General features: G+C 65.8%; 25 protein-coding genes and 1 riboswitch. Of the genes, 10 read left to right on the forward strand and 15 right to left on the reverse strand.

Going from position 1 to position 26,211, the window contains the following annotated elements; genetic code table 11:
* The first annotated feature begins 64 nt into the window (after positions 1–64).
* Both alaS and B4L36_RS14450 read left to right on the forward strand, forming a co-directional pair.
* Positions 65–2,722, forward strand: a complete 2,658-nt coding sequence (gene alaS, locus B4L36_RS14445; protein ID WP_292958597.1) for an alanine--tRNA ligase — start codon at positions 65–67, stop codon at positions 2,720–2,722.
* The gene (locus B4L36_RS14450) at positions 2,719–3,024 is read left to right on the forward strand and encodes a DUF1330 domain-containing protein (RefSeq protein ID WP_292958599.1); all 306 of its coding nucleotides are present in this window, start codon (positions 2,719–2,721) and stop codon (positions 3,022–3,024) included. Before alaS ends, B4L36_RS14450 begins: the two co-directional genes overlap by 4 nt.
* A 16-nt stretch (positions 3,025–3,040) precedes the next feature.
* Here the strand turns inward: B4L36_RS14450 and B4L36_RS14455 are convergent, their stop codons facing one another.
* Both B4L36_RS14455 and gatB read right to left on the reverse strand, forming a co-directional pair.
* Positions 3,041–3,511 carry a DUF4177 domain-containing protein gene (locus tag B4L36_RS14455; RefSeq protein WP_292958601.1) on the reverse strand — a complete coding sequence of 157 codons (471 nt, stop codon included), beginning with the start codon at positions 3,509–3,511 and terminating at the stop codon, positions 3,041–3,043.
* Between the two features lie 135 nt (positions 3,512–3,646).
* Positions 3,647–5,161: an Asp-tRNA(Asn)/Glu-tRNA(Gln) amidotransferase subunit GatB gene (gene gatB, locus B4L36_RS14460; protein WP_292958603.1), complete on the reverse strand. Its 1,515-nt coding sequence runs from the start codon at positions 5,159–5,161 to the stop codon at positions 3,647–3,649.
* Positions 5,162–5,443: 282 nt separating this feature from the next.
* Between gatB and B4L36_RS14465 the strand changes: the two genes are divergently transcribed.
* Positions 5,444–6,070 carry a lytic transglycosylase domain-containing protein gene (locus tag B4L36_RS14465; protein WP_292958605.1) on the forward strand — a complete coding sequence of 209 codons (627 nt, stop codon included), beginning with the start codon at positions 5,444–5,446 and terminating at the stop codon, positions 6,068–6,070.
* Between the two features lie 312 nt (positions 6,071–6,382).
* Here B4L36_RS14465 and B4L36_RS14470 read toward each other — a convergent pair whose 3' ends face one another.
* On the reverse strand, positions 6,383–7,768 hold the full coding sequence (locus B4L36_RS14470; RefSeq protein ID WP_292958607.1) for a M20/M25/M40 family metallo-hydrolase: 1,386 nt from the start codon (positions 7,766–7,768) through the stop codon (positions 6,383–6,385).
* A gap of 166 nt (positions 7,769–7,934) precedes the next feature.
* Between B4L36_RS14470 and hemA the strand changes: the two genes are divergently transcribed.
* Positions 7,935–9,164 (forward strand): 5-aminolevulinate synthase, encoded by a 1,230-nt coding sequence (hemA, locus tag B4L36_RS14475; RefSeq protein WP_292958609.1) that lies wholly within the window; start codon positions 7,935–7,937, stop codon positions 9,162–9,164.
* 110 nt (positions 9,165–9,274) lie between these two features.
* A complete protein-coding gene (locus tag B4L36_RS14480) occupies positions 9,275–10,552 on the forward strand; it encodes a helix-turn-helix domain-containing protein (RefSeq protein ID WP_292958611.1) in 1,278 nt (425 codons plus the stop codon).
* 77 nt (positions 10,553–10,629) lie between these two features.
* Here the strand turns inward: B4L36_RS14480 and B4L36_RS14485 are convergent, their stop codons facing one another.
* Positions 10,630–11,679: a dipeptidase gene (locus B4L36_RS14485; RefSeq protein ID WP_292958613.1), complete on the reverse strand. Its 1,050-nt coding sequence runs from the start codon at positions 11,677–11,679 to the stop codon at positions 10,630–10,632.
* A gap of 138 nt (positions 11,680–11,817) precedes the next feature.
* On the opposite strand from B4L36_RS14485, the gene B4L36_RS14490 reads away from it, so the two are divergent.
* Positions 11,818–12,141, forward strand: a complete 324-nt coding sequence (locus B4L36_RS14490) for an antibiotic biosynthesis monooxygenase family protein (RefSeq protein WP_292958615.1) — start codon at positions 11,818–11,820, stop codon at positions 12,139–12,141.
* A gap of 80 nt (positions 12,142–12,221) precedes the next feature.
* Positions 12,222–12,857 carry a ParA family partition ATPase gene (gene parA / locus B4L36_RS14495; protein WP_292958617.1) on the forward strand — a complete coding sequence of 212 codons (636 nt, stop codon included), beginning with the start codon at positions 12,222–12,224 and terminating at the stop codon, positions 12,855–12,857.
* A 15-nt stretch (positions 12,858–12,872) separates the two neighbouring features.
* On the opposite strand, the gene B4L36_RS14500 is transcribed toward parA, so the two are convergent.
* The 6 genes from B4L36_RS14500 to B4L36_RS14525 all read right to left on the reverse strand — a co-directional run bounded on the left by B4L36_RS14500 (position 12,873) and on the right by B4L36_RS14525 (position 18,520).
* Positions 12,873–13,613 (reverse strand): ABC transporter ATP-binding protein, encoded by a 741-nt coding sequence (locus tag B4L36_RS14500; protein ID WP_292958666.1) that lies wholly within the window; start codon positions 13,611–13,613, stop codon positions 12,873–12,875.
* Complete coding sequence (locus B4L36_RS14505) at positions 13,610–14,596, reverse strand: FecCD family ABC transporter permease (protein WP_292958619.1); 987 nt, start codon at positions 14,594–14,596, stop codon at positions 13,610–13,612. Before B4L36_RS14505 ends, B4L36_RS14500 begins: the two co-directional genes overlap by 4 nt.
* A complete protein-coding gene (locus B4L36_RS14510; protein ID WP_292958621.1) occupies positions 14,593–15,387 on the reverse strand; it encodes an ABC transporter substrate-binding protein in 795 nt (264 codons plus the stop codon). The genes B4L36_RS14505 and B4L36_RS14510 overlap by 4 nt, the downstream gene beginning before the upstream one ends.
* A complete protein-coding gene (locus tag B4L36_RS14515; protein WP_292958623.1) occupies positions 15,374–17,182 on the reverse strand; it encodes a TonB-dependent receptor plug domain-containing protein in 1,809 nt (602 codons plus the stop codon). Before B4L36_RS14515 ends, B4L36_RS14510 begins: the two co-directional genes overlap by 14 nt.
* A gap of 122 nt (positions 17,183–17,304) precedes the next feature.
* Positions 17,305–17,498, reverse strand: a riboswitch (cobalamin riboswitch).
* A 35-nt stretch (positions 17,499–17,533) separates the two neighbouring features.
* Complete coding sequence (locus tag B4L36_RS14520; protein ID WP_292958625.1) at positions 17,534–18,214, reverse strand: NAD-dependent deacylase; 681 nt, start codon at positions 18,212–18,214, stop codon at positions 17,534–17,536.
* Between the two features lie 3 nt (positions 18,215–18,217).
* Positions 18,218–18,520, reverse strand: coding sequence for a hypothetical protein (locus B4L36_RS14525; RefSeq protein WP_292958627.1), 303 nt, complete (start codon positions 18,518–18,520; stop codon positions 18,218–18,220).
* Between the two features lie 263 nt (positions 18,521–18,783).
* On the opposite strand from B4L36_RS14525, the gene B4L36_RS14530 reads away from it, so the two are divergent.
* The 3 genes from B4L36_RS14530 (at position 18,784) to lepA (ending at position 22,272) form a co-directional block, all read left to right on the forward strand.
* On the forward strand, positions 18,784–19,479 hold the full coding sequence (locus tag B4L36_RS14530; protein ID WP_292958629.1) for an HAD family hydrolase: 696 nt from the start codon (positions 18,784–18,786) through the stop codon (positions 19,477–19,479).
* Positions 19,476–20,384: a DMT family transporter gene (locus tag B4L36_RS14535; protein ID WP_292958631.1), complete on the forward strand. Its 909-nt coding sequence runs from the start codon at positions 19,476–19,478 to the stop codon at positions 20,382–20,384. Before B4L36_RS14530 ends, B4L36_RS14535 begins: the two co-directional genes overlap by 4 nt.
* Before the next feature lie 88 nt (positions 20,385–20,472).
* A complete protein-coding gene (gene lepA / locus B4L36_RS14540) occupies positions 20,473–22,272 on the forward strand; it encodes a translation elongation factor 4 (RefSeq protein ID WP_292958633.1) in 1,800 nt (599 codons plus the stop codon).
* Positions 22,273–22,582: 310 nt separating this feature from the next.
* Here lepA and B4L36_RS14545 read toward each other — a convergent pair whose 3' ends face one another.
* The 5 genes from B4L36_RS14545 to B4L36_RS14565 all read right to left on the reverse strand — a co-directional run.
* Positions 22,583–22,999, reverse strand: coding sequence for a DUF7282 domain-containing protein (locus tag B4L36_RS14545; RefSeq protein ID WP_292958635.1), 417 nt, complete (start codon positions 22,997–22,999; stop codon positions 22,583–22,585).
* A gap of 150 nt (positions 23,000–23,149) precedes the next feature.
* Positions 23,150–23,536: a hypothetical protein gene (locus B4L36_RS14550; protein WP_292958637.1), complete on the reverse strand. Its 387-nt coding sequence runs from the start codon at positions 23,534–23,536 to the stop codon at positions 23,150–23,152.
* An 88-nt stretch (positions 23,537–23,624) separates the two neighbouring features.
* Entirely contained in the window at positions 23,625–24,008 is a 384-nt protein-coding gene (gene rbsD / locus B4L36_RS14555) for a D-ribose pyranase (protein ID WP_292958639.1), read from the reverse strand.
* Positions 24,005–25,192: a dipeptidase gene (locus tag B4L36_RS14560; RefSeq protein WP_292958640.1), complete on the reverse strand. Its 1,188-nt coding sequence runs from the start codon at positions 25,190–25,192 to the stop codon at positions 24,005–24,007. The genes rbsD and B4L36_RS14560 overlap by 4 nt, the downstream gene beginning before the upstream one ends.
* A 165-nt stretch (positions 25,193–25,357) precedes the next feature.
* On the reverse strand, positions 25,358–26,211 hold an 854-nt coding region (locus B4L36_RS14565), incomplete at its 5' end, for a M3 family metallopeptidase (RefSeq protein ID WP_292958642.1).

The raw sequence follows: 26,211 nt of genomic DNA on the forward strand, positions 1-26,211 counted from the left end.
ATAGACCGAACGCCAGCTTTTGCGGCGCGGGGACGCCGCGATATTCCTGCGATGAAGGCCGCTCATGCCAAGTCTGAACGACATCCGATCAACGTTTCTGGGCTATTTCGAGAAAAACGGCCATCGCGTGGTCGAAAGCAGCCCCCTGGTGCCGCGCAACGATCCGACGCTGATGTTCACCAATTCCGGAATGGTTCAGTTCAAGAACCTGTTCACCGGACTGGAGACGCGGGACTACACCCGCGCGACGACGGCGCAGAAATGTGTCCGCGCCGGCGGCAAGCACAACGATCTGGACAATGTCGGCTATACCGCTCGGCACCACACCTTCTTTGAAATGCTGGGCAATTTCAGCTTTGGCGACTATTTCAAATCCGAGGCCATCGCCTTCGCCTGGGAATTGCTGACCCGGGATTTCGGGCTGTCCAGGGACAGGCTGCTGGTCACGGTCTATCATACCGATGACGAGGCCGCGAATATCTGGAAAAAGGTGGCCGGATTGCCGGACGACCGCATCATCCGCATCGCCACGGCCGATAATTTCTGGCAGATGGGTCCGACCGGTCCCTGCGGCCCCTGCACCGAAATCTTCTACGATCACGGCGATCACATCTGGGGCGGGCCGCCGGGTTCGGCCGAGGAAGACGGCGACCGCTTCATCGAGATCTGGAACCTTGTCTTCATGCAGAACGAGCAATTCGAGGACGGCTCGATGCGCGCGCTCGACATGCAATCCATCGACACCGGCATGGGACTGGAACGGATCGGTGCGCTCTTGCAAGGCAAGCACGACAATTATGACACCGATCTGATGCGCAGCCTGATCGAAGCCAGCGCCCATGCCACGAGCGTCGATCCGGACGGCTCGGGCAAGGTGCATCACCGGGTGATCGCGGATCATCTGCGTTCGACCGGCTTCCTGATCGCGGATGGGGTCATGCCCTCGAACGAGGGGCGCGGCTATGTGCTGCGGCGCATCATGCGGCGCGCGATGCGTCACGCGCACATGCTGGGTGCGCAGGATCCGGTGATGTATCGGCTGGTCCCGGCCCTGGTCGGGCAGATGGGCACGGCCTATCCGGAACTGACCCGCGCGCAGCCGCTGATCGAAGAGACCCTGCGCAGCGAGGAAACCCGGTTCCGGCAGACTCTGGACCGGGGATTGCGGCTGCTGGACGAGGAAGTGGCAAAGCTGCCGGAGGGCGCGAATCTGCCGGGCGAGGCGGCCTTCAAGCTGTATGATACCTATGGTTTCCCGCTGGATCTGACACAGGATGCCTTGCGTGAAAAAGGCCGCGCGGTCGACATCAGCGGCTTTGATGCCGCGATGGCCGAACAGAAGGCCAAGGCCCGCGCGGCCTGGGCGGGCAGCGGCGAGACGAAGGACGCAGCGATCTGGCATGATCTGGCCGAACGTCATGGCGCGACCGAATTTCTGGGCTATGACACCGACGAGGCGGAAGGTCAGATCCTGGCTCTGGTGGTGGAGGGGGCCGAGGCTTCGGAAGCGACCGAGGGCGCAGAGGTTCAGATCGTCGTGAACCAGTCGCCCTTCTATGCCGAATCGGGCGGTCAGGTTGGCGATACCGGTCTTGTCAGGACCGAGACAGGCGCCGCGCGGGTAACCGACACCAGGAAGGTCGCGGGCGTCTTCACGCATATGGCCCAGGTGACGCTGGGCACGATTGCCAAGGGTCAGGGTGCGCAATTGTCGGTCGATCGTGACCGGCGCGGCATGATCCGCGCCAACCATTCGGCCACGCATCTGCTGCACGAGGCATTGCGTCGGACCCTGGGCGCCCATGTCGCGCAGCGCGGCAGTCTGAACGCGCCTGACCGGCTGCGCTTCGATTTCAGCCACAACCATGCCGTCACGCCCGAGGAGGTCTCGAAGATCGAGGCGGAAGTGAATGATTTCATTCGGCAGAATTCCCCGGTCGAAACCCGGATCATGACCCCCGACGACGCTCGTGCCTTGGGCGCCCAGGCATTGTTCGGCGAGAAATATGGCGATGAGGTGCGGGTGGTCTCGATGGGTCGGCAGGGCAATTCCGGCAAGGGCACGGATGGCCAGACCTATTCGCTGGAACTTTGCGGAGGCACGCATGTCCTGCGCACGGGCGATATCGGCGCCTTCGCGCTGCTGGGCGATTCCGCTTCCAGCGCCGGAGTGCGGCGGATCGAGGCGCTGACAGGGCAGGCGGCGCTGGACCATCTGCGCGCGGCAGACCGGCAATTGGCCGAGATCGCGACCCTGTTGAAAGCGCAGGCGGGCGATGTCGTGAACCGGGTGCGCGCCCTGGCCGATGAGCGCAAGGCACTGGCCAGCGAGGTCGCGCAGTTGAAGCGGCAGCTTGCCATGGGCGGCGGCGGGGCCACCGAAGCCAAGGAAATCGCCGGCGTGAAATTCATCGGCCGCAGGGTCGAGGGCGTCGGCGGCAAGGAGCTTGGGCCTCTGATCGACGAGATGAAAGCCAAGCTGGGCAGCGGCGCGGTGCTGGTCCTGTCGGAAGCCGACGGCAAGGCGACCGTGGCCGCCGGCGTGACGCCGGATCTGACCGACCGTCTCAGCGCCGTGTCCCTGGTGCAGGCCGCCACCGCCGCGCTTGGCGGCAAGGGCGGCGGCGGGCGGCCAGATCGCGCCCAGGGTGGCGCGCCGGGACTGGAGGCCGCCGAAAGCGCCTTTGCCGAAGTCGAGAAACTGATCGGGGCGACACTATGAGCGCGCTGTGGATCGCACATGTCCTCGTGACCGACCCCGAGGCCTATCGCCGCTATGCCGAGGCCGCCGGACCAGCGATCGCATCGCATGGCGGCGTTTTTCTGGCGCGGGGCGGCCGCTACCGGCAATTCGAGGGGCAGGACCGGCCGCGCAACGTCGTGGCCCGCTTTCCCAGCTTCGAAGCGGCCGTGGCCTGCTACGAAAGCGCCGAATATCAAGCCGCGCTGGCCCATGCCAAGGATGCGTCCACGCGCGAACTGGTCATCGTCGAAGAGACGTCGCCCGCTGCCGATCCGGCATGATCCCTGAACCGCAGGGCTAAATCCGGTCAGGCTCGGTCCGCGGTGCGGGAGGTTCGGTCCCGGTCGGGTTTTCCTTGACAATCGGCTCGGCGTCGGCGGTGGCGGCCGGCACCGTTTCGGAAACCCGACGCGGGGGCTGCGGTGCCGCGGCCTCGGGCAGCGCCGGTGCCGGCTGGGGCTTGCGCACGGGCGCGGCGGCGACGGGATATTCGGGTTGCGGAATCTGCTGCCTTTCGGGTTCTGGCGTCTCGGTGGCGTCTGCCTTGCGGCGGAAAACCAAGAGGTTGTGATAGATCGTCGTCCGCCCCGTCAGGCCGCTGCGTTCGTCGCTGGGCAACACGTCGGCGCGGATATATTCCCAGCCATCCTTTGCCATCCGGTTCAGTTCCTGCGTCACTGCCAGCGCATAGCGGTCGGTCGGGGTCTTGACGTCCCTGGCTTTCTCGCCGCGCGTGGGGGCCGGAATGACGGTGTATTCGAAGGGCATCTGTCTGCGTCCTGAACCTTGCATCAACCAGAAGGTAGAGCAGATGCCGCATCGCTTGCCAAGGGCGGCGGGGTCATCTCCGACAGAGGAAGTGGCCGCCGTTTCAGCCTGCGCGACCCTCTGCCGCCGCAGCCGCTACAATTGCAGCTTTTTTGCGACCAGTTGGTTGACGGCGGCCGGATTTGCCTTGCCGCCGCTGGCCTTCAGCACCTGGCCCACGAACCAGCCCGCCAGTTTCGGATTGGCCCTGGCCTTTTCGACCTGGGCGGGATTGGCGGCGATGATCTGGTCCACGACGGCCTCGATCGCGCCTATGTCCGTGACCTGTTTCATGCCGCGCGCCTCGACGATCCCGGCCGGGTCGCCGCCCTCGGTCCAGATGATCTCGAACAATTCCTTGGCGATCTTGCCCGAAATCTCGCCCTTGCCGATCAGATCGATCACGCCGCCAAGCTGCGCCGCCGAGATGGGCGAGGTCTCGATCGTCAGGCCTTCCTTGTTCAGACGACCGAACAGCTCGTTGATCACCCAGTTCGCGGCCGCCTTGCCATCGCGGCCCTGCGCGACAGCCTCGAAATAATTGGCGTTCTCGACATCCGCGGTCAGCACCCCCGCATCATATTCCGACAGCCCCATCTCCTTGACAAAGCGGGCCTTCTTTTCATCGGGCAATTCGGGCATATCGCCTGCGATGGCATCGACCCATGCCTGTTCGATGTCCAGCGGCAACAGGTCGGGATCGGGAAAATAGCGGTAATCATGCGCCTCTTCCTTGCTGCGCATCGATCGCGTTTCGCCCCGGTCGGGATCGTAGAGGCGGGTTTCCTGCACGATGCTGCCGCCATCTTCCAAAATGGCGATCTGGCGGCGTGCCTCGTGATCGATCGCAGCCTGGATGAAGCGCAGCGAGTTCATGTTCTTGATCTCGCAGCGGGTGCCAAGATGACTGAAATCGCCGGTTTCCTGAAAGCGTTCGTAATCGCCGGGCTTGCAGACCGACACGTTCACGTCGGCGCGCAGGTTGCCGTTTTGCATGTTGCCATCGCATGTGCCCAGATAGCGCATGATCTGGCGCAGCTTGGCGACATAGGCGGAGGCTTCCTCGGGGCCGCGGATGTCGGGGCGGCTGACGATCTCCATCAGCGCGACACCGGTGCGGTTCAGATCGACGAAGGACATGTCGGGATCCATGTCGTGAATCGACTTGCCGGCGTCCTGTTCCATGTGAATACGCTCGATCCGCACGCGCCGCGCAATGCCCGGCCCCATGTCCACGATCACCTCGCCCTCGCCGACGATGGGGTGGTAAAGCTGGCTGATCTGATAGCCCTGCGGCAGATCGGGATAGAAGTAGTTCTTGCGGTCGAAGGCGCTGCGCAGATTGATCGCGGCTTTCAGGCCCAGCCCGGTGCGCACGGCCTGGGCCACGCAGAATTCGTTGATCACGGGCAACATCCCGGGCATGGCGGCATCGACGAAGGAGACGTTGGAATTCGGCTCGGCGCCGAATTCGGTCGATGCGCCGGAAAAAAGCTTGGCCTTGCTGGCGATCTGGGCGTGGACTTCCAGCCCGATGACCAGTTCCCAATCGCCCCTCGCCCCGGCGATGACCTTTGGTTGGGGGGCGGTGAAGCTCAGGTGGTCCAGCATCGGGATCCTCGTCGGCAAATGGCGTCTCGGCGGGTGTTCTAGGGCAGCAGAGGGCGCTTGTCACTGGGGGCCTGCGTCACGCCCGACGCGCGCACCCCGCCTGCCCTGCGACACGTCTTTGTGTGACAGGTCAAGAAGGCCGCCCCGGCATGGTCGATCGGCGGATTTTCGTCGCGCCGCGGGCGTGGCCGGGCGGGATTTCGCCGAAGGATTCCGCGATGCTTGCGGGAATTGCACGCATGGCTAATCCGGAAGCGACGAAACCTTCCAGAGAGGATCCCGATGCACGCTGCGCTTCTGCCCCTGGCCGCTCTTGCCTTGCTGAGCGCCTGTGCGACCACGACGAGCGACAAGGCCGAACGGGCGAAGCAGGCCGAGGCGCAGGCCCGGCAGATGTCGCTGGCGCAAAGGCCGCCGATGCGGTGGGGTCAGCGGTCGGGCGCGGATGCCTGGACCAGGGCGACGCTGACCGCTTTGGATCGCGAGGGGGTGAAGGTGCTGTCGCGCGTGCCCTCGGACATCGACGCCTTCTGCCCCAATTACGCCCAGCTTGGCGCGCCGGGCCGCAAGGCCTTCTGGGCGGGTCTGCTGTCGGCGGTGGCCAAGCATGAAAGCACCTATAACCCGAAAGCCAGTGGCGGCGGCGGCAAGTGGATCGGCCTGATGCAGATCGCGCCCGCGACCTGGCGCAATTACAATTGCGACGGCAATATCCGCAACGGGGCCGACAACATGTCCTGCGCCGTCCGGATCATGTCGCGACAGGTCGCGCGCGACAATGCGGTGGCCAATGACGGCAGCGGCTGGCGCGGCGTGGCGCGCGACTGGGCGCCGATGCGCAACCCCGAGAAGCGCGCCGATATAGCCGCCTGGACCAGCAGCCAGAGCTATTGCACGCCACGGGGATAGAAGCGGCGTTTCAGGTCGGCCTGCGCGGCGCTGCCGGGAAGACCGGTGCCAAGGACCGCCGATGGCGCCAAAGGCGATTGGAAAGAGAACGAGACGGAAGAAAGGTCGCTCCGGCTGCCGGCTCAGGGGGCTTGGCGGGAAACCGGAGCGCCTCGCTCTCTTGCGGTCATCGGCGCCTCCGCCTGTACCGCGATTCGCAGTCTTGTCCGCAATTGCTTAATTTGTCGTTAATCGCCCCTCGCCCTCTTTTCAAATACCTCGGGGGGTGAGGCCCCCTGGGGCCGAGGGGGGCAGTGCCCCCCTGCCGCCCGCCTATCGCAGGGCCGCAAGGATGCGCGCCCAGGATCGCGCGCCTTTGGCGAAGCTTTCGACGTCGTATTTCTCGTTCGGGGAATGGATCCGGTCATCGTCGCGGCCAAAGCCGATCAGCAGGGAATCCATGCCCAGAATATGCTTGAAATCACCTGCGACGGGAATCGAGCCGCCGGCGCCGATAAAGGCGGCCTCGCGCCCCCATTCCTCGCTCAGCGCGGATTTGGCGGCCGCGAAGGCGGGATCCGAGGTGTCCATGACGCTGGCCGGGCTGCCGCCGTGGTCGTGAAATTCCACCGTGCAGTCGGCTGGCAGGAAGCCGCGGACATGATTGCGAAAGGCCTCGCGCACCGCTGCGGGATCCTGCCGGCCGGTCAGGCGGAAGCTGACCTTGGCGCGGGCTTCGGCGGGCAACACGGTCTTGAAACCATCGCCGGCATAGCCTCCGGCAATGCCGTTGATCTCGGCGGTGGGCCGGTTCCAGACCATTTCCAGCGGGGTACGGCCCTTTTCCCCGATCGGCTGCGACAATCCGACACGGGACAGGAAATCCCGTGCGTCGAAATCAAGCGCCTGCCAGTCGCGGCGCAGCGTCTCGGGCAGATCGGCCACACCCTCGTAGAAGCCCGGCAGGGTGACGCGACCCTCCGCGTCCTTCAGCGCCGCCAGCGCGCGCGTCAGGATCATGATCGGGTTCGCGGCCAGCCCGCCGAAACTGCCCGAATGCAGGTCGCGATCGGCGGCTCGGATCACCACTTCCTCGCCGACCAGGCCGCGCAATTGCGTGGTGATGGCGGGGCGGCCATCCGCATAGAGCCCGGTGTCGCAGATCATCGCCAACGAGGCCGACAGGCGGTCCTTCTGCGCCAGTAGAAAGGGGCGCAGCGAGGGCGAACCGGATTCTTCCTCGCCCTCGAACAGCAGGATCAGATCGCCGGGCAGGGCGCCGTGAACCGCCTTCCAGGCGCGAAACGCCTCGACAAAGGTCATCAATTGGCCCTTGTCGTCGCTGGCGCCGCGGCCGCGAATGACGTCACCGGCATCGGTGGACTGGATTTCCGGCTCGAAAGGCGGACGGTCCCACAGGGCCAGGGGATCAACCGGCTGCACGTCGTAATGGCCATAGAACAGCAGCGGACGCGCCCCGCTGGGCGGCGAGGTCGCAATCACCATCGGATGGCCTTCGGTCGCCATCACGCTGGCCTCGAAGCCCAGCGAGGCAAGCTGTGCGCAAAGCCATTCCGCCGCGTCGCGCACGTCGCCCGCATGGGCCGGATCGGTCGAGATCGAGGGGATTCGCAGAAAGTCCAGCAGCCGCTGCAAGGCCGGCTCAAGCCCCCGGTCCAGCTCTGCCAGAACCGCCTCCAGCCTGTCATCCTGCGCCATGTGGTCGTCCTTTCCCGGTGGTGTTTGCAGCTTCCGCGCCCTGTTCCTTGGTCGTGTCACGGCGATTTTGGTCTGTTCTTGCCGGAATTTGACGTGTATCAACTTGGGGCCGCGCGTGATCTGACAATGATCGCACCCAGCCAGCTACGCAAGGGAACGCCCGCACATGGACTATGACGCCGCCCTGGATCAGGCCATCGCACGTTTGCACGACGAGGGCCGCTATCGCACATTCATCGATATCGAACGATCGAAGGGGCAGTTTCCCCTGGCCGTCTGGACCCGTCCCGATGGCAGGAAACAGGACATCACCGTCTGGTGCGGTAACGATTATCTGGGCATGGGCCAGCATCCCGCGGTCCTGGGCGCGATGCACGAGGCGCTGGATGCGGTCGGCGCCGGGTCGGGCGGAACGCGCAATATCAGCGGCACCACCGTCTATCACAAGCGGCTGGAGGCCGAACTGGCCGACCTGCACCGCAAAGAGGCAGCATTGGTGTTCACCAGCGCCTACATCGCCAATGACGCCACGCTTTCGACCCTGCCAAAGCTGTTTCCGGGCCTGATCATCTATTCCGACGCGCTGAACCACGCCTCGCTGATCGAGGGGATCCGGCGCAATGGCGGCGCCAAGCGGATCTTTCGCCACAATGACGTGGCGCATCTGCGCGAACTGATCGAAGCGGACGATCCGGCCGCGCCCAAGCTGATCGCCTTCGAATCGATCTATTCCATGGATGGCGATTTCGGACCGATCGAGGCGATCTGCGATCTGGCCCGTGAATTCGGCGCGCTGACCTATCTGGACGAGGTTCACGCGGTCGGCATGTACGGGCCGCGCGGCGGCGGTGTGGCGGAACGCGACGGGCTGGCGGGGCGTATCGACATCATCAACGGCACGCTGGGCAAGGCCTTTGGCGTGTTCGGCGGCTATATCGCGGCCAGCGCCACCATGTGCGACGCGATCCGATCCTACGCGCCGGGCTTCATCTTCACCACCTCGCTGCCGCCCGCGGTGGCCGCCGGGGCAGCCGCCTCGATCCGGCTGCTGAAGACGGCCGAAGGGCAGACGCTGCGCGATGCCCAGCAATTGCACGCGAAGATCCTGAAAATGCGGCTGCAATCGCTGGGGATGCCCATCATCGATCATGGCAGCCATATCGTGCCGGTCCATGTCGGGCACCCGGTCCACTGCAAGCAATTGTCCGATATGTTGCTGCGCGATTACGGCATCTACGTGCAACCGATCAACTTTCCCACGGTGCCGCGCGGCACCGAGCGCCTGCGGTTCACGCCCTCGCCAGTGCACGATCCTGGACGAATTGATCAGCTGGTGCGGGCGATGGATGCACTTTGGTCGCATTGTGCGTTGAATCGCGCCGAAATGAGCGCGTGACACAATCGACGGGTGAACTGCTCTCGCGTCCGTGATAACCTTGGTTTAAACAAGGCAGGATATCGTTCCGATTCGGGCGATACGGTCAGCGGGCAAAGAGGCAGGCAGGAATGAGCAGGCTGCGGGCTGAAATCCCGGCAGAGGAGTTGATGCAGGTGGAGGAAGTGGACCATTTCCTCGATGACGACACACGTCTCGGCGACATCATGCGCGGCGAGCGGGCGACGCTGGGCAAATCGCTGCTGGATGTGCAGCGCGAATTGCGGATCCGGGCCTCCTATGTCGCCGCGATCGAGAATTGCGACATCACGGCTTTCGATACGCCCAGCTTCATCTCGGGCTATGTGCGATCCTATTCGCGGTATCTGGGCATGGACCCGGACTGGACCTTCCGCCGCTTCTGTCTTGAATCGGGCTTCCAGCCGACGCATGGCATGGCGCCCTCGGCCTCGGGGCCGAAACCCGGGCGCAGGCCGTCGGAACCGGCCGAGGCGCTGGCCAATCCTCATGCCTTGTTCCTTCCTCAGCGCGAAAGCTTCTGGACGCAGATCGAACCCCGGGCGATGGGCTCGGTCCTGGTGCTGATCGCGATCATGGGCGGGCTGGCCTATGGCGGCTGGGCCGTGCTGCAAGAGGTGCAGCGGGTGACGCTGACGCCGGGCGAAACCACCCCAGGCGTGGTGACGGAACTGGATCCGGCTGCCGGCGCCGGAATGTCGGTGCCGTTGCTCGAAAGTGGCGATACCGCTGAAATCGCGCAGAATCTGCCGCAGCCCGAGGGACTTGACCGGATCTACCGGCCGCAGATTCTGGAGGCGCCGGTGCTGACTTCTCGCGACGGCCCGATCGCGGCCATCGATCCGGGGCTTGCACGGCAAACGGCGACGGCGCAAGGCGGCGACATGACGGCCGGTTCCGCCGAAGGGGCGGACGCGATCCAGCGTGCGCTGGCCTCGGCCGGGGCGGGCGAGGCGGTGGAATACGGACCGCAGATGCCGGAAAGCCAGCACTCGGTCACGATGGCGGCGGATGCGCCCGAGCTTCAGTTGCTGGCCGCCCGGCCCGCCTGGGTGCGGGTCACCACCTCGGACGGGACGGTGCTGCTGGAAAAGATCATGGATGCCGGCGAACGCTTCAGCCTGCCCAAGCTGGAAGAACCGCCGGTGCTGCGCACGGGCAATTCGGGCGCCATCTATTTCGCGGTGAACGGCAAGACCTACGGTCCCGCGGCGCCGGGGCCTCAGGTGGTCAAGAATATCCGTTTGTCACCTGATGCGCTGACCGGAACATTTGCGCTGGCCGATCTGAACGCCGATCCCGAACTGGCGCAGATGGTGGCGCTGGCCCAGGCCGCGCCGGTAAATGGCGAGGCGCAGGCGACCGAGTAGCGCGGCCCGGATCGCCGAGGCGCGGGCATCGGGGAGGCCGCGCCCATGATGGCCGGGTGATGAACCGGCCGTCGGGGTCAGTTGCCCCAGACCCGCGCCAGCAGGGAAATCCAGTTTTCACCGGCGATCTTGCGAATCAAGGCGTCGCCATAGCCATGCGCCTCCATCGCGCGGATCAGGGCGGGCAGGGCGGCCGCGTCGGCCAGTTCCTCGGGCATCAGCGCACCGTCGAAATCCGAACCCAGGCCGACTCCGTCCTCGCCCAGGACCGCCAGCAGGCGATCGAGATGGCGCAGGATCGTATCAAAGCCCTTTAACGGCAGCCGCTTGCCGTCCTCGCGCAGAAAGCTGGAGGCATAGTTCAGCCCGACCAGCCCGCCGCTGTCGCGGATGACCTGCAACTGGCGGTCGGTCAGGTTGCGGGCCGAGGGGCAGATAGCATGCACGCAGCTGTGGCTGGCTACCAGCGGCGCGTCGGACAGGCGTGCCACATCATCGAACCCGGCCTCGTTCAGATGCGACAGATCCAGCATGATCCGCAAGACGTTGCATTCGCGGACCAGATCGCGCCCCTGCGGTGTCAGTCCCGCGCCGATATCGGGGCCGGCCGGATAGGCAAAGGGCACGCCTTCACCGTAGGCCGTGGGCCGCGACCAGACCGGTCCCAGCGATCGCAGTCCCGCCGCGTGCCACAGATGCAGCGCATCCATGTCGCGGATCGCTTCGGCCCCCTCCATGTGCATGACCGCGGCGAAGCGATTTTCGGCGATCGCGCGGCGCAGACCGGTGGCGCTGGTCACGACCTCCAGCGTGCCGGTGCGTTCCAGCATCTTCAGTGCCGCCGCCTGCCGGAAGGCGAATGGCAGGGCGCTGTCATGCGCGATCTCGTCGGGCAGCGGCAGGTGAAAGGGCGGATCCTGCATCAGCGCGATGGATTCGACATCATTGGGATTGGCGGGCGAAGGCACCCAGAGAGCGAAAAATCCGCCGACCAGCCCGCCCGCCCTGGCGCGTGGCAGATCCAGATGGCCGGTCCCGTCGCCTTCCAGCCAGATCCGCGCCCCGTCCTCGCCCGCCGCGACGACGCGCTGGATGAAATCGTTGTGACCATCGAACACCGGGATCATGCAATGCCTCCTTTGCCGCCCGCGCCGACCATGCACCCTGGCGCGAGCGCCGGCAATGCCGCGCAGTTGCCACTTTGCGTGCTGCGGATTTCCCCCTAGGCTGGGCGCCGGGATGCGTCAGCAGAGGAGGGGCCAGCCATGCCCGATATCAGGACCGAATTCGACGGCCAGACCGTGATCACCACCTTCGAGGTGACGCCCGGCAGCGCGCAGGACGTGCTTGAGATGCTGACCGCCGCCTGGGATCAGGTGATCCGCCGGCAACCCGGCTTCATCGCCGGCGCGGTTCACCTGAACGACGCGCAGACCCGGATCGCCACCTATTCGCAGTGGCGCGACCGCAAGGATTATCAGGCGATGCTGCGTAGCGACGAGATGCGTCGCCGCAACCGCGAGATCCATGCGATGTGCAAAAGCTTCGAGCCGGTGATGTACGAGGTTCAGGCAGTTTTCGGCGATTGATGTCGCGGCCCGCAAGATAGCCCGTGCAATCGCTGAACCGGCCCGATACGTTTTGGAAAGCGCGTGACGAGGAGGCAGCGATGGCAGGCAGGATCATCACCGTCGCCCAGCAGAAGGGCGGCTCGGGGAAAACCACCCTGGCGATCAATCTGGCCGTGTGCCTGCATCAGCGCGGCCATTCCGTCGCCCTGGTCGATACCGATCCGCAAGGCAGCATGGGCCGCTGGTTCATCGAGCGGCTTCAGGCGCAGGGCGAGGACGAGGCCATGGATTTCTCGACCTCATCGGCCTGGGGGGCCAGCTACGAATCCGAGAAGCTGAAGAAGCGTTTCGATTACGTGATCGTGGACACGCCGCCCAAGATCGACAGTGACCTGCGCCCCGCGCTTCGGGTCGCCGATCTGGTTCTGGTTCCGGTCGCCACCAGCCATGTCGATCTGTGGGCGACCGAGGGTGTGCTGGATCTGGCGCGGCGCGAGAAATCGCCGGTTCTGGTGGTGCTGAACCGGGTCCGGCCGCATACGCGCCTGTCGGTCGAGGTGGCCCGGAAGGCGGCCGATCTGGGCGCCGATGTGGCCGGCACGCAGGTCGCCAACCGCGTCGCCTATGCCGAGACGCTGGGCCAGGGCCTCGGCGTTGCCGAACGCGCCCGAAACGGCGTGGCGCGCGACGAGATGGCCGCGCTGACGGACGAGGTTCTGGCCGCTTTCGGCTGAGAATTGCGCCGGCGGTCACACTGGCAGGATGGCGGGTCCATCCGGCGTCTCGATGCGACGCGCGGTGATGCCGAAGGCCCGGTTCAGCAGCGCGTCGTCCAGCACCCGGTCGGGCGGGCCGTCGGCCAGGATGCGGCCCTCGGCCAGAAGGACCAGCCTGCTGCAGAAGCGGGCGGCAAGGCCCAGATCGTGAATCGAGGTCAGGATGCCCCGGCCCCCGGACGCCAGATCGCGGAACAGGCGCAGGCAGGCCAGTTGCTGTGCCGGATCGAGACCGGCGATGGGTTCGTCCGCAATCAGAAGGGGGGTGTCCTGGGCCAGCGCCCGCGCGACCAGGACGCGGTTCTGTTCCCCCCCGGACAGGCGCAGCGCGGTGCGTTTGCGGAACGGTGCAAGGCCCATGCGCGCGATGGCGGCCTCGATGGCGTCGCGGTCGGCGGCGCTGCGGCCGCCGCCGGGCCAGGGAATGCGCCCAAGCGCGATCAGATCCTCGACGCTGACGGGCCAGGCGATTTCGCGCGATTGGGGCAGAAAGGCGGCCGCGCGGGCCCGATCGCGCGCCGTCATCGAGGCCAGCGAGGACGCGCCGCTGAAGGGGATCAGATCCAGCGCGGCCTCCATCAGCGTGGATTTTCCGGCACCGTTGGGGCCGATCAGCCCGACCACCTCGCCCTCTTGCAAGGTCAGGTCGATGCCGCGCAGCACCGGGCGATTGCGACGGGTGACGGCAAGGTTCGCAAGCGCCAGCAGCATCAGACGCGCCCCCCGCTGCGGGTTTTCCAGATCAGGTGCAGGAACAGCGGCGCACCGACGATGGCGGTCAGGACGCCCAGTTTCAGATCGCGTTCGGGCAGGATCAGACGCACCGCGACATCGGCCGCCAGCAGCAGGATCGCCCCGCCAAGCGCCGAGGCCGCCAGCAGGACCGAGGGGCGCGCGCCGACCCAGGGCCGCATGACGTGGGGAACGACAAGGCCGACGAAACCGATCGCGCCCGCCACCGCCGTGGCCGGACCGACGATCAGCGCGACGCCCGCGATCATCCGCCAGCGCAGCCACGGAGGCGAGACGCCCATCGCCGCCGCCGCGCCTTCGCCAAGGGTCAGCGCATCCAGCGGCCGCCCCGCCGACAGGATCAGCGCCGCGCCCAGCAGCATGGGCGGCAGGACCAGCCAGACATGCACCATCGAGCGATCGGCCAGCGATCCCATCAGCCAGAACACGATCTCGTTGGCGGCGTAGGGATTGGGCGACAGGTTCAAAACCAGCGCCGTGCCCGCCCCCGCCAGCGCCGAGATGGCGACGCCGGCAAGGATCAGCGTCACCGAACCTCCGCGCGGCCCGGCCAGCGCCACCAGCAGGCCGACGCCCATGGCCGCTCCGGCCAGCGCCACCAGCGGCAGCGCCAGCGGGGCAGATAGCGACAGCCCGGTCTGGATCGCGATCACCGCGCCAAGTGCCGCCATGCCCGACACGCCGATCAACCCCGGCTCGGCCAGCGGGTTGCGCAGATAGCCTTGCAGGGCCGCGCCCGTCAGCCCGAGTCCGCTGCCGATCAGCAGCCCCAGCATGGCCCGCGGCAGGCGGATTTCGCGCATCACGATGGGCGCCGGGCCTTCGCCGCCGAACATCAGCGCCGACAGGCCGCGCCACGCGCCCAGCCCCGCCGGACCGGTCAGCAGCGAAACCAGGAAAAGCGCGGTGGCGAGAACAGCGAGGATGACGAAAAGAGGCTTCATTCCAACCCTTCGACGGCGCGCAGGATGAAAGGCGTGCCACAGACCCAGTCGCGATCGGTGACATCGGCTCTGCGATCCGTCGCCTCGGACAGCGCGGGATGGTCCAGGATGGCCTCGCTTCGTGATCTTCCCGGCCATCGCGCGCCCGTGATGAGGCGGTCGGGCTGCGACATGACCAACAACTCCAGCGGCAGCGGCGCGGTATTCTCGATGCCGTAATCGCTGGCGATGTTGCGATACCCCGCTGCGTCCAGGATCTCGCCCGCCAGCGTGCCGCGACCCGAGGTGAAGCCATTCGCATAATACAGGGCGGCGCGGTCGCGGCCCGGAGCACGGCGCAGCGCGGCGAGGCGGGCGTCGAAATCCGCGATCACGGTTCGGGCGCGGGATTCGCGTCCCAGCAGCGCGCCGATCCCGGCGATCTCGTCGCGAATGGCGGCGATGCTTTCGGCGGGGTCGCGGACCTCGACCCGGATTCCCAGCCGGCGCAGCATGGAGACCGTCGCCGAGGATGCGAACTGGCCCGCGATGACCAGGTCCGGGCGCATCAGATAGATTTCCTCGGCCCGGCCATAATTCACGTCATAGGCCTGCGCCGCGTCCGCCATCGGCGACATGCGCGGATCCTGCGCCAGATCGCTGACCGAAATCAGCTGGCCCGGCGCGGCCAGCAACATCGCAACCTGGTCGGTGCACAGATTCATCGATACCACCCGCCGCGGCGCTGCCACGGCGGGCAGAGCCGCAACCAGAAGCGCCGCCGCCGCGCATATCAGGTCAGAAATCCGCACGCAGCCCAACATAGACGGCCCGGTCGGACGTGCCATAGCCCTGGTTCTGCTGATATTCGCGGTCGAGCACATTCTCGACCCGCAGATAGACGTCGGCACCATTCGGCAGCGGATGGCTGGCGGTCAGATCCAGCGTCGCGAAGCTGGCCATGTCGCGCGGGCGATCGGCCTCGACATGCAGGGACATTCCGGCCCTGGTGCCGGCGGCGACTTCGGTCTCGGCGCCAAGGTTCAGAACGTGGCGGGGTGCCTCGGCCCAATCTGTCGTGGCAGCGTTGTCGGTATAGGTATAGGAACCCCGAATCGCGGTGGCCGCGCCGATGGCCCAGCGACCATCCAGTTCGATCCCGCGCCGACGCGACTGGCCCTGGACCTGTGCATAGCAACCGAAAAGCTGGCCGCATGCTGTGGCATCGGCATCGAAGCCGATCAGGTTCTCGGCCTGAAGCCAAAAGGCGGTGGCGCGCAGATAGCTGTCATCGCCCCAGCGTTTCTCGACCCCGATCTCGGCGGTGCGGCTTTCCTCTCGATCCAGCCCGGCATCGCCGTAGGGGCCGAACAACTCATAGAGCGAGGGCGCACGAAAGCCGGTTCCGATGGCGGCGCGGACCAGCAGGTCCGGCCGTGCCCGCCAGACGGCCGAGACCCGGCCCGAGGTGAAGCCGCCAAAGCGCGAATGATCGTCACGACGCAGCGAGGCGCTGAGATCGATATCGCTGCCGATCGGGGCGTCAACTTCGGCAAAGACCCCGCTGATGCGGCTGTCGCCCATGCCATCGGCCTTCTCTTTCTCGGTATCGGCGCCAAGGATCGCGCGTGCGCCGGTCGTGCCCAGGTCGGTCGCGCCCTGCCATGACACCTTGGTGCGGGACCCGATGAAGGGCGTTTCGACGCCGTTCGACCAGCTTCTCCGGTCGATCCGATAGCGGGTCAGGGCAAGGCTTTGATCGATGGATCCGGTCGTGACCTCGGCGAAGGCGCGCAGGCCGTAGGATTTGCGGGTGGTGTATTCGTCGCCCGGCGTGCCGGTCATGTCGCCGCCGAATTCGTCGAATTCGGCGCGGCTCTTGTCCCAGAAGCCGTTGATGCCGACCTTGCCGCCATTTTGCAGCTCTCGCGCGGCATAGAAGGACAGGCGCGATGCGTTGTAGCTGTCGGTCTCGAAGTTGCCGTCGTTTTCGTCGCGGGCGGAAAATCCCTGGCTGGTCACGCGGCTGGCGGTGAAGGCCAGGTCCGTGCCGTCACGGCGCAGAGCCGCGCCGTAGCTTGCGGCGAAGGTCTGGTATTGGCCGGCCTCGATGGCGAAATTCTGGCGCAATCCGTCCTCGGTCGGGCGCATGGTGTCGATCGACAACACGCCGGCGATGGCGCGCGATCCGTAAAGCGCCGATTGCGTGCCGCGCAGCAATTCGATCCGGCCGACGCCGGCCGTGATCAGTCCGCCGATATCGAAATAGGGCTGGCCCGCCGCCGGGTCCGAAACGTCGATTCCGTCGATCAGGACCGGCGTATATTCGGGCGGTGCGCCGCGCACCTGAAGCGCGCCGGTCGTGCCCAGCGGCCCGGACTGGCGGATCGCCACGCCGGGCAGTTCGGCGATGCTGTCGGCGATCGGCTGGGCGGTGCGATCGGCCAGCGCGGCCGCACCGATTACCGAAACCGAACTGCCAGAGCGACCGATTTCGGTCTGCTCGCGATTGGCGGTCAGGGTGATTTCCGGCAATACATACGGCGTCTGCTGGCCAAGGGCGGGGGGGGCGGCGGCGATTGCGGCCAGGATGGCTAGGCGTTTCATGATGTCCCTTCCGGGTCGCCCGGACGGATGCCGGGGCGGGATGCGGTCTGTCCGGAAGGGCTTTCCGGACGGCGAACATCACCACAACGGACGATCCGTCAAGCACATGCGCCCCGCATGTCCTTGGGGTGATCGCCTGGGCAGGTCTCCTGGCTTGCGGGTCAAGGCTTGGCCGGGCCTTCCCATCCGCGAATTCGGCGGACAGTGGCATTCTCCGGCCTCGCTCTCCGCTGACAGTTGCGGGGGCAGCCGCGGAATTGCACCGCGTTCCCTTTTCACCGGGCGCGAACCCGGAACCGAGGCAGCCCGGGGCATAGCCGATCGGGCCGTCGCGGCGCAAGGAATTTCGCCTCAGGCGGGCAGCGAGGCGACCCACTCGGGCACGATCCGCGAGGCCGGGCCCAGAATCTGGCGGTCGAAGTCCGGAGCATTGGCGCCGGCTTCCAGGTTGAGGGCGACGCATTCCGCGCCCATCCGGGCGGCGTGCCGGGCGAAACCGGCGGCCGGATAGACATTTCCCGACGTTCCGATGGCTGCGAAAAGGTCGCTATGCGCCAAAGCCTGCCAGATCCGCTGCATGTGACAGGGGATCTCGCCGAACCAGACGATGTCGGGTCGGGTCCGCCTTGCCCCGCAGCCGGGGCAGCCGTCCTCGGATGTCATCGTCATCGGCGCATCCCAGCACGCCCCGCAGGCGGCACAGCGCGCGCGGCTCAGGCGGCCATGCATGTGGATCACATCGGCGCAGCCGCCGCGTTCGTGAAGATCTTCCACATTCTGCGTCACCAATGTCACGTCATGGTTCCGCGACAGCCGGGCCAGGGCCCGATGGGCAGCATTGGGCTGCGCGCCGGCTGCCTTCTGCCGTCGTTCATTGTAGAAGCGATGGACCAGCGCCGGGTCGCGGGCAAAACCCCCCGGTGTCGCCACATCCTCGATCCGGTGCCGTTCCCACAATCCCGTGCCGGCGCGGAAGGTGGCCAGGCCGCTTTCAGCGGAAATGCCCGCGCCGGTCAGGACCGTGATCCGCATGCGTCAGCGGCAAAGGGCCTCGGCCCTGCCGGCGAAACGCTTGTAGCGCGCCCAGAACGCGTTGTCGGCATCGCGTTTCGACATCCGCACGGCCTGCGCCTGATTCGGATCGCGGAAGAACGCGGCCGCGCGGCGCTGGTCTGAACGCGACAGGGTCTGGTCCGCGACCTGCTGGATGCAGCCGCAAAGCGGCGCGTTGCCGCGGGCGCGGTCGGATCGCACACAGGCGGTGTCGATAGGGCCGGACATGGCAAGCGGCGCTGTCATCATCACGGCGGATGCCGCGATCGCGATGCGGTTGAGCATGGAACTGTCTCCTCGGTTTCCTGATCCTCATGAAAGCGGGCATGGCCGGTTTTTCCCGATCTGGAATGCCCTTTCTGCACCACCAGACATAGCAAAAAGCTCATTCGGGCTCAATCACCGGGACGTGAGGAATTGTTGCGCTGACAGCGCGGCCTCATCAATATCTTGTGTCGTGGTCCCGATCCGGAGCGACCGGACAATTCGCTGCGGTTTGACTTTGCGCGCGCTGCATGGTTCCGCTGCGCTGCCGGACGGAGGATGACATGATCGAGGCAATCGGGCTGGATGCGGATGATACGCTATGGGAGAACGAGACCTTCTTTCGCGTCACCGAGGCCGAATTCGCATCGCTTCTGGCGGATCATGCCGAGATCGACGACATCGCGGGCAGGCTCTATGAGGTCGAATGCGCGAATCTTGAACGATATGGTTTCGGCATCAAGGGCTTCGTGCTGTCGATGGTGCAGACCGCGATCGAACTGACCGACGGGCGGATCGACGGCCAGGCCATCGGTCGCATCCTTGAACTGGGACGGGACATGCTGGCCCATCCGGTCGAGCTGATCGAGGGAGTCGAGGCTGCGCTGGACGCGCTGTCGGGGCGGCGCCTGGTGCTGATCACCAAGGGGGATCTGATCGATCAGGAACGCAAGATCGCCGCCTCGGGCCTTGCCGGACGTTTCGCGGCGATCGAGATTCTGGCCGAAAAGACGCCCGCGGCCTATGCCCGCGTCCTGGACCGTCTCGGCATCGCCTCGGGCGGTTTCGTGATGGCGGGCAATTCGATGAAAAGCGATGTCCTGCCGGTGATTTCACTGGGCGGACATGGCGTCTTCATTCCACACCAGATGACCTGGGCCGCCGAACATGCCGACCCGGGCCCGGATCCGCGCCTGCATCATCTGGACAGAATCGCGGATCTGCCTGACCTGATCACGCAGATCGAGGCCGTGCCATGAGCGTCAATGCCCGGGCGGCCCTGCTGATGACGCTGGCGATGGCGGGCTTTGCCTTCGAGGACGCGCTGCTGAAATTCCTGTCCTCGGATCTGTCGATCGGACAGCTTCTGCTGCTGCTGGGCTTTGGCGGGATGGTCGCCTTCGGCGCCTGGGTTGCCCTGGGCCCCGAGGGACTGCGCTGGCGCGATCTGATCCATCCCGGCGTATTGCTGCGCAACCTTTGCGAGGCGGTCTGCGGCGTCTTCTTCCTGACCGCCATTTCGATCGGCGATCTGGCCATCGCCTCGGCCATCCTGCAGGCGCTGCCTTTGCTGATGACGCTTGGCGCGGCGCTGATCCTGGGCGAAAAAGTCGGTTGGCGCCGCTGGGCTTCCATCGGTGCGGGGTTCCTGGGCGTGCTGATGATCGTGCGGCCGGGGACGGATGCGTTTCAGCCGGGATCGGTGCTGGCCCTGGTCGCGGTGCTGTTTCTGGCGGTGCGCGATCTGGTCACGCGACGGCTGCCTGCCTCCATCGGGTCGGGGCTGCTGACGGCCTCGGCCTTCGGGTCGATGTCGCTGGCCGGGGCCGCGCTGGTCGTCGTCGGAGGACAGCCGCTGATCGCGCCCGACCCCGCACAATGGGGCCTGATGGCGGCCTCGCTGATCTTCGGGCTGTTCGGCTATCTGACCATGGTGATCGCGACCCGGATCGGAGAGATCGGCGCGATCGCACCCTTCCGCTATTCCCGGCTGGTCTTCGCCATCATCCTGGGATTGCTGGTCTTTGCCGAACGCCCCGATGGCTGGATGCTGACGGGGGCTGCCATTATTGCCGTCGCGGGCGGCTATACGATGTGGCGCGAGGCGCGGCTGAATCGCGCCGCGCGCCGGATCCCCGCCGGCAGCGTCGCGCGGCCAGGCTGAAAGACGGGAAACCGGGGCGGCGGCAGCCTCGCCAGCGGCCTTGCGAAATCCTCTTTTCGCGGGCATGACGCCCCTGTATAGCCGCGCCATGACCAAGCTGTCCCTGATCCGCAATTTCTCGATCGTGGCCCATATCGACCACGGCAAATCCACGCTGGCCGACCGGCTGATCCAGCTGACCGGCACCGTCGCCGAACGCGACATGAAGGCCCAGATGCTGGACGCCATGGATATCGAGCGCGAACGCGGCATCACCATCAAGGCCAATACGGTCCGCATCGCCTATCCGGCGCAGGACGGCCAGACCTATATCCTGAACCTGATCGACACGCCGGGCCATGTCGATTTCGCCTACGAGGTCAGCCGGTCCATGCGCGCCGTCGAAGGATCGCTGCTGGTCGTGGACGCGACCCAGGGGGTCGAGGCGCAGACATTGGCCAATGTCTATCAGGCCATCGACGCCGATCACGAGATCGTCCCGGTCCTGAACAAGATCGACCTGCCCGCCGCCGAGCCCGATCGCGTCAAGGCGCAGATCGAGGACGTGATCGGCATCGACGCCAGCCAGGCGATCCCGATCAGCGCCAAGACCGGCCTCGGCATCCCTGATGTGCTGGAGGCGATCGTGCAGCGCTTGCCCGCGCCGACGGGAGATGCCGACGCGGCCTTGAAGGCGATGCTGGTCGATTCCTGGTATGACAGCTATCTGGGCGTCGTCGTGATGATCCGGGTCATGGACGGCACCATCCGCAAGGGCGATCAGGTCAAGATGATGCAGACCGGCGCCACCTACCGGCTGGACAAGCTGGCGGTGCTGACGCCTGCGATGAAGGACATCGCGGAACTGGGGCCGGGCGAGATCGGCGTTTTCACCGCATCCATCAAGCAGGTTCGCGACACCCGTGTCGGCGATACGATCACGCACGAGAAAAAGCCCGCCGCCACCGCCCTGCCGGGTTTCAAACCCTCGCAACCGGTGGTGTTCTGCGGGCTGTTTCCGGTCGATGCGAACGATTTCGAGGCGCTGCGCGACGCGATCGAGAAACTGGCCCTGAACGACGCCAGCTTCAGCTCCGAAATGGAGACTTCGGCCGCGCTTGGCTTCGGCTTCCGCTGCGGCTTTCTGGGGCTGTTGCACCTGGAGGTGATCCGCGACCGGCTGGAACGCGAATATGATCTGGACCTGATCACCACCGCGCCCAGCGTCGTTTTCCGGCTGCACATGCGCGACGGCGAGATGCGCGAATTGCACAACCCCGCCGACATGCCCGACCTGACCCTGGTCGACCATATCGAGGAGCCGCGCATCAAGGCCACGATCATGGTGCCCGACGATTACCTGGGCGACGTTCTGAAACTGTGCCAGGACCGGCGCGGCATCCAGCTGGATCTGACCTATGCCGGTTCCCGCGCGATGGTCGTCTATGACCTGCCCCTGGCCGAGGTCGTCTTCGACTTCTACGACCGGCTGAAATCGGTGACCAAGGGCTATGCCAGCTTTGACTACCAGATCAGCGAATACCGCGAGGATTTCCTGGTCAAGATGTCGATCCTGGTGAATGACGAGCCGGTGGACGCGCTGTCGATCATGGTCCACCGCGACCGCGCGGAATCGCGCGGCCGGGTCATGGTCGAAAAGCTGAAAGAGCTGATTCCGCGCCACATGTTCAAGATCCCGATCCAGGCCGCCATCGGCAGCCGCGTCATCGCGCGCGAGACCCTGTCGGCCATGCGCAAGGACGTGACCGCCAAATGCTACGGCGGCGATGCCACGCGCAAGAAGAAGCTGCTGGAAAAGCAGAAGGCCGGCAAGAAGAAGATGCGCCAGTTCGGGAAAGTGGAAATTCCGCAGACGGCGTTCATTCAGGCGTTGAAGATGGATGGGTGATCGCGCGTGAACTGCGGCTGGCAGTCGGTGGCGAGGCTCGCCCGCCGGATATGCCAGGTGAAGTCGCCACGGTCTCACACAGTTCAGCGGCTTGATCGACCAATGTCCATCAGCGCTCCTGTAACACATTCAGCGATAGAGAGGATGGGAACGCCGGTCATGCTGTTGGCGTCGCATCAATGGGCGGCGCTATCGCGGCGATCCTTTTCCAAAGGGCATCAGGAACGCTGGTCCGCTGTGAAAGCCGAATGCGAAAACGGCCCTCCGCGCCAAGGGCACGGAGGGCCGAGGCCTGCTGGATGCGGGCCGGTTACTGCGCAGTGATCGTGGTCATCACCGGCTTTTCGTCCACCCGGATCGGGCCGTCTTCCTTGGCGCCCAGGGAATATTCGAACATGCCGGTCTTGCTGCCGCCCTCATCGCCATGGACCATCAGCATCAGCATGTCGCCCGATGCGACCTCTTCGGTCAGGATCGCGGCCACGTCGGAGGTTTCACCTTCACGAACCGGCGCGTAACCCACGACGGGGCCCGGCTTCATCTCGGAATCGGTGCGGTGGACGACCAGCCAGCCATTGGCGGGTGCCACGACCTTGGCTGCGCTGACAACGCCGTTGGATACAGACTGATCAGAGGCATCGATCATCGGTGACATGTCGGCAGTCTGGGCAAGGGCGGCGCCCCCGGCGAGCATTGCAATTGCGGCGGTGAGAGTAATGGTCTTCATCGTCGTCCTCCTGAGAATTGGACAGCCGTACGCGACTGCTTCACTCAGGAACGGATGGCGACGCGCAAAGTTGCGCAGATCACGGGATGGTCAGACGGATCAGGCCCGTTTTCGCACCAGAGAATTGACCAGGCCTCGCCGCCTGCCTGTTCAGTCCAGCCAAAAAGGCCACACCCTGCGGCAATGGTTGCCGACGGCCGCGCCGACCGAAAGTGAGCCGTCGCGCGGACCCTTTCCGAATTGCGACAGGCCCGCGCCATCGGCCTTTTTCGCCGGGTCCAATGTGAAGACGATGCCGAGCCCGGCCTCGCGCGGCCTGGGCGTGGCACGCCACAGGCGGGTCTTGCCCGAGAGGTTCAGCCGGCGTTCGGCGAAATCGCCCGCAGCGCACCAGTAATCGGTTTCTCGCGCCCAGCTTTCGAATTGGACGGCGATTTCAGTCGGGCCGATCCGGCGCGCATCCATGCCGTTCTGGGCGATGAAAGCCTGCGCCGGCAGCGGCAGGATCAGCAGGGAAAGAAAAGTGATCGCGCGCATCGGAACAACCCCCGTTCTTTCGAGAATAACCGGTTGGGCCGGGGCCGCAAGTCCCCGAGGCGCGCCGTTCGGCCGGCGATGGCTTTCCCTAGAACGCCACGCCGGACCAGAGGCCGATATTGGCGTAGGGCGTGAACTCGCCCGTCCGCACAAGGGCACGGGCCCGATGCGTCAGGGCCTTGAAATCGGCATGAGGCAACGTTTCGATCTGCCCGATGCTGCGCGCGCGAAAGGCCCGGTCCAGTTCGGGCGCAGCCTCGCTGGCGATGGCCGAACGCTCGACCACCAGTTCGCTCAGCACGGCATCCAGAACGGCAAACAGCCTGGGAACGCCGCCGGTCACGGCCAGGTCGATCACCCGCACGTCCGGCGGCACCGGCAGGCCCGCGTCGCCGATTACCAGAAGATCGCCATGGCCCATCGCGGCGACCAGCCCCGACAATTCGGCATTCAGCAACGCACCGCGTTTCATGTCTCGTCTCCCGGCAGGGTTTCGCGCAGATAGCGCATCATGTTGCCGCCCATCACCTTGGCGATCTGGTCGTCGGTCAGCCCCGCATCCATCAGAGCCTGCGTCAGCGCGACCAGATGCGCGGCGTCGAAAGGCGCATCGACCGAGCCATCGTAGTCCGAGCCCAGCGAAACCCGATCCTCGCCCACGAGCGCGATCGCGGCCCGGATCGAGGCAGCGATGTCTTCGGGCGTGCCACCGCAATTCACGTCCGACCAGAAGCCGATTCCGATCAGCCCGCCTTTCCGCCCGATCCGGGTGACAAGATCGTCGGGCAGGTTGCGGCTGCTGTCGCATTGGCTGCGGATGCCGGTGTGGGACAGGATCGGGCGGGTGCCGTCAATCGCCAGCACGTCGCGGACCAGTTGCGGCGCGGCGTGGGCCAGGTCGATGATCATGCCTCTGTCCATCATCGCCTGAACCACCTGCCGGCCGAAATCGGTCAGGCCGGCGTCGGCGCCGCCCTCGCCATGCAGGCTGCCGCCCAATTCGTTGTCAAAGAAATGCGTCAGTCCGATCAGCCGGAACCCGGCAGCGTAGAGAACGTCCAGATTGGCCAGTTCGCCCTCCAGCGGGTGGCCGCCCTCGCTGCCCAGGATCGCGCCCAGAACCTTTGTGCCATTCGCGCGCAGGGCCAGAAGCGCGTCCATATCGCCGCGCGTCCGGATCAGCCGCAGCCTGTCGGGCGCGCGCGCGGCCGCATCGCGCAGGGCCCTGGCCTGGACCAGCGCGCGTTCCTTCAGCGAGAACCAGGACCGGACCGGCCGCAACTGGCCGATGAACAGCGGCGTGATGTTGTCGGGGGCATCGGCGCTGTTCCGGTCATAGTTCTGGCCGCGCGGGCTTTTGGTGACGGTGGTAAAGACCTGCACCGCGACATTGCCTTCCAGCAGGCGCGGCACATCGGTATGGCCGCGGTCCACGCGCGTCAGGATATCGCGGTCCCACAGCAGTGGATCGGCATGCCAGTCGCCGATGATCAGGCGGTCATGCAGCGCGCGGGCCTCGGCGCTGACGGGCCAGCCTTGATCGGGCATGGTCATCGGGTTCAGCGACCGTTCGACATAGGCGGGCGCGAAGGCAAGAAAGGCGGCCAGCCCGGCCACGATCAGAACCGCTGCTCCCAGAAGGATCCGTTTCAGCATCCGGTCTCCGTCATGTGTCCCTGCGCCAGCATAGCGCAGCGGGCGGGCAGAACCATGACAAAGCGCCCCGCGAAGGAGAGGAAAAAGGACAAGGGGCGCAACAGAGTGACGTGACACCGGTGGCGGCGCATTCGGCAGCAAGGTCGCCGGTCGCGGGGCGGCGGATCACGCCTCCAGTGCTTCCAATTCGTCGATGAAACCCTCGATCATCGACAGGCCCTTGTCCCAGAAGGCCGGATCGGATGCGTCCAGCCCGAAGGGCGCCAGCAATTCGCTGTGGTGCTTGGACCCGCCTGCCGCCAGCATGTCGAAATACTTCGCCTGAAAGTCCGGCAACCCGTCCTCGTAGGCCGCGTAAAGCGCGTTCACCAGCCCGTCGCCGAAGGCATAGGCATAGACGTAGAACGGCGAATGGACGAAATGGGGCACATAGGTCCAGAAGGTTTCATAGCCCGGCATGAAATCGAAGACCGGGCCAAGGCTTTCGGCCTGCACGCTCATCCACAGGGCGTTGATGTCGTCGGGGGTCAGTTCCCCCTCGGCGCGGGCCGCGTGCAGCTTGCATTCGAAATCGTAAAAGGCGATCTGTCGGACGACGGTGTTGATCATGTCCTCGACCTTGCCAGCCAGCAGGGTCTTTTTCTGTGCCGGATCGGTGGTCTTGGCCAGCAGCGCGCGGAAGGTCAGCATCTCGCCAAAGACCGATGCGGTTTCGGCAAGCGTCAGCGGCGTCGCGGCCAGCAATTCGCCCTGATCCGCCGCCAGCCGCTGATGGACCCCGTGGCCCAGTTCGTGGGCCAGCGTCATCACGTCGCGCGGTTTGCCGAGATAGTTCAGCAGGACATAGGGATGCGCGGTCGTCACCGTGGGATGGGCAAAGGCGCCAGGCGCCTTGCCGGGCGTGACGGCGGCATCGATCCAGCCCTTGTCGAAAAATGGCCGGGCCAGTTCGGCGAGTTTGGGCGAGAAACCGGCATAGGCGTCCAGCACGGTGGCGCGGGCCTCGGGCCAGGCGATGA

Origin of the sequence: Paracoccus sp. UBA889 (assembly GCA_002294185.1) — a bacterium.
Taxonomy (GTDB): Bacteria; Pseudomonadota; Alphaproteobacteria; order Rhodobacterales; family Rhodobacteraceae; genus Paracoccus.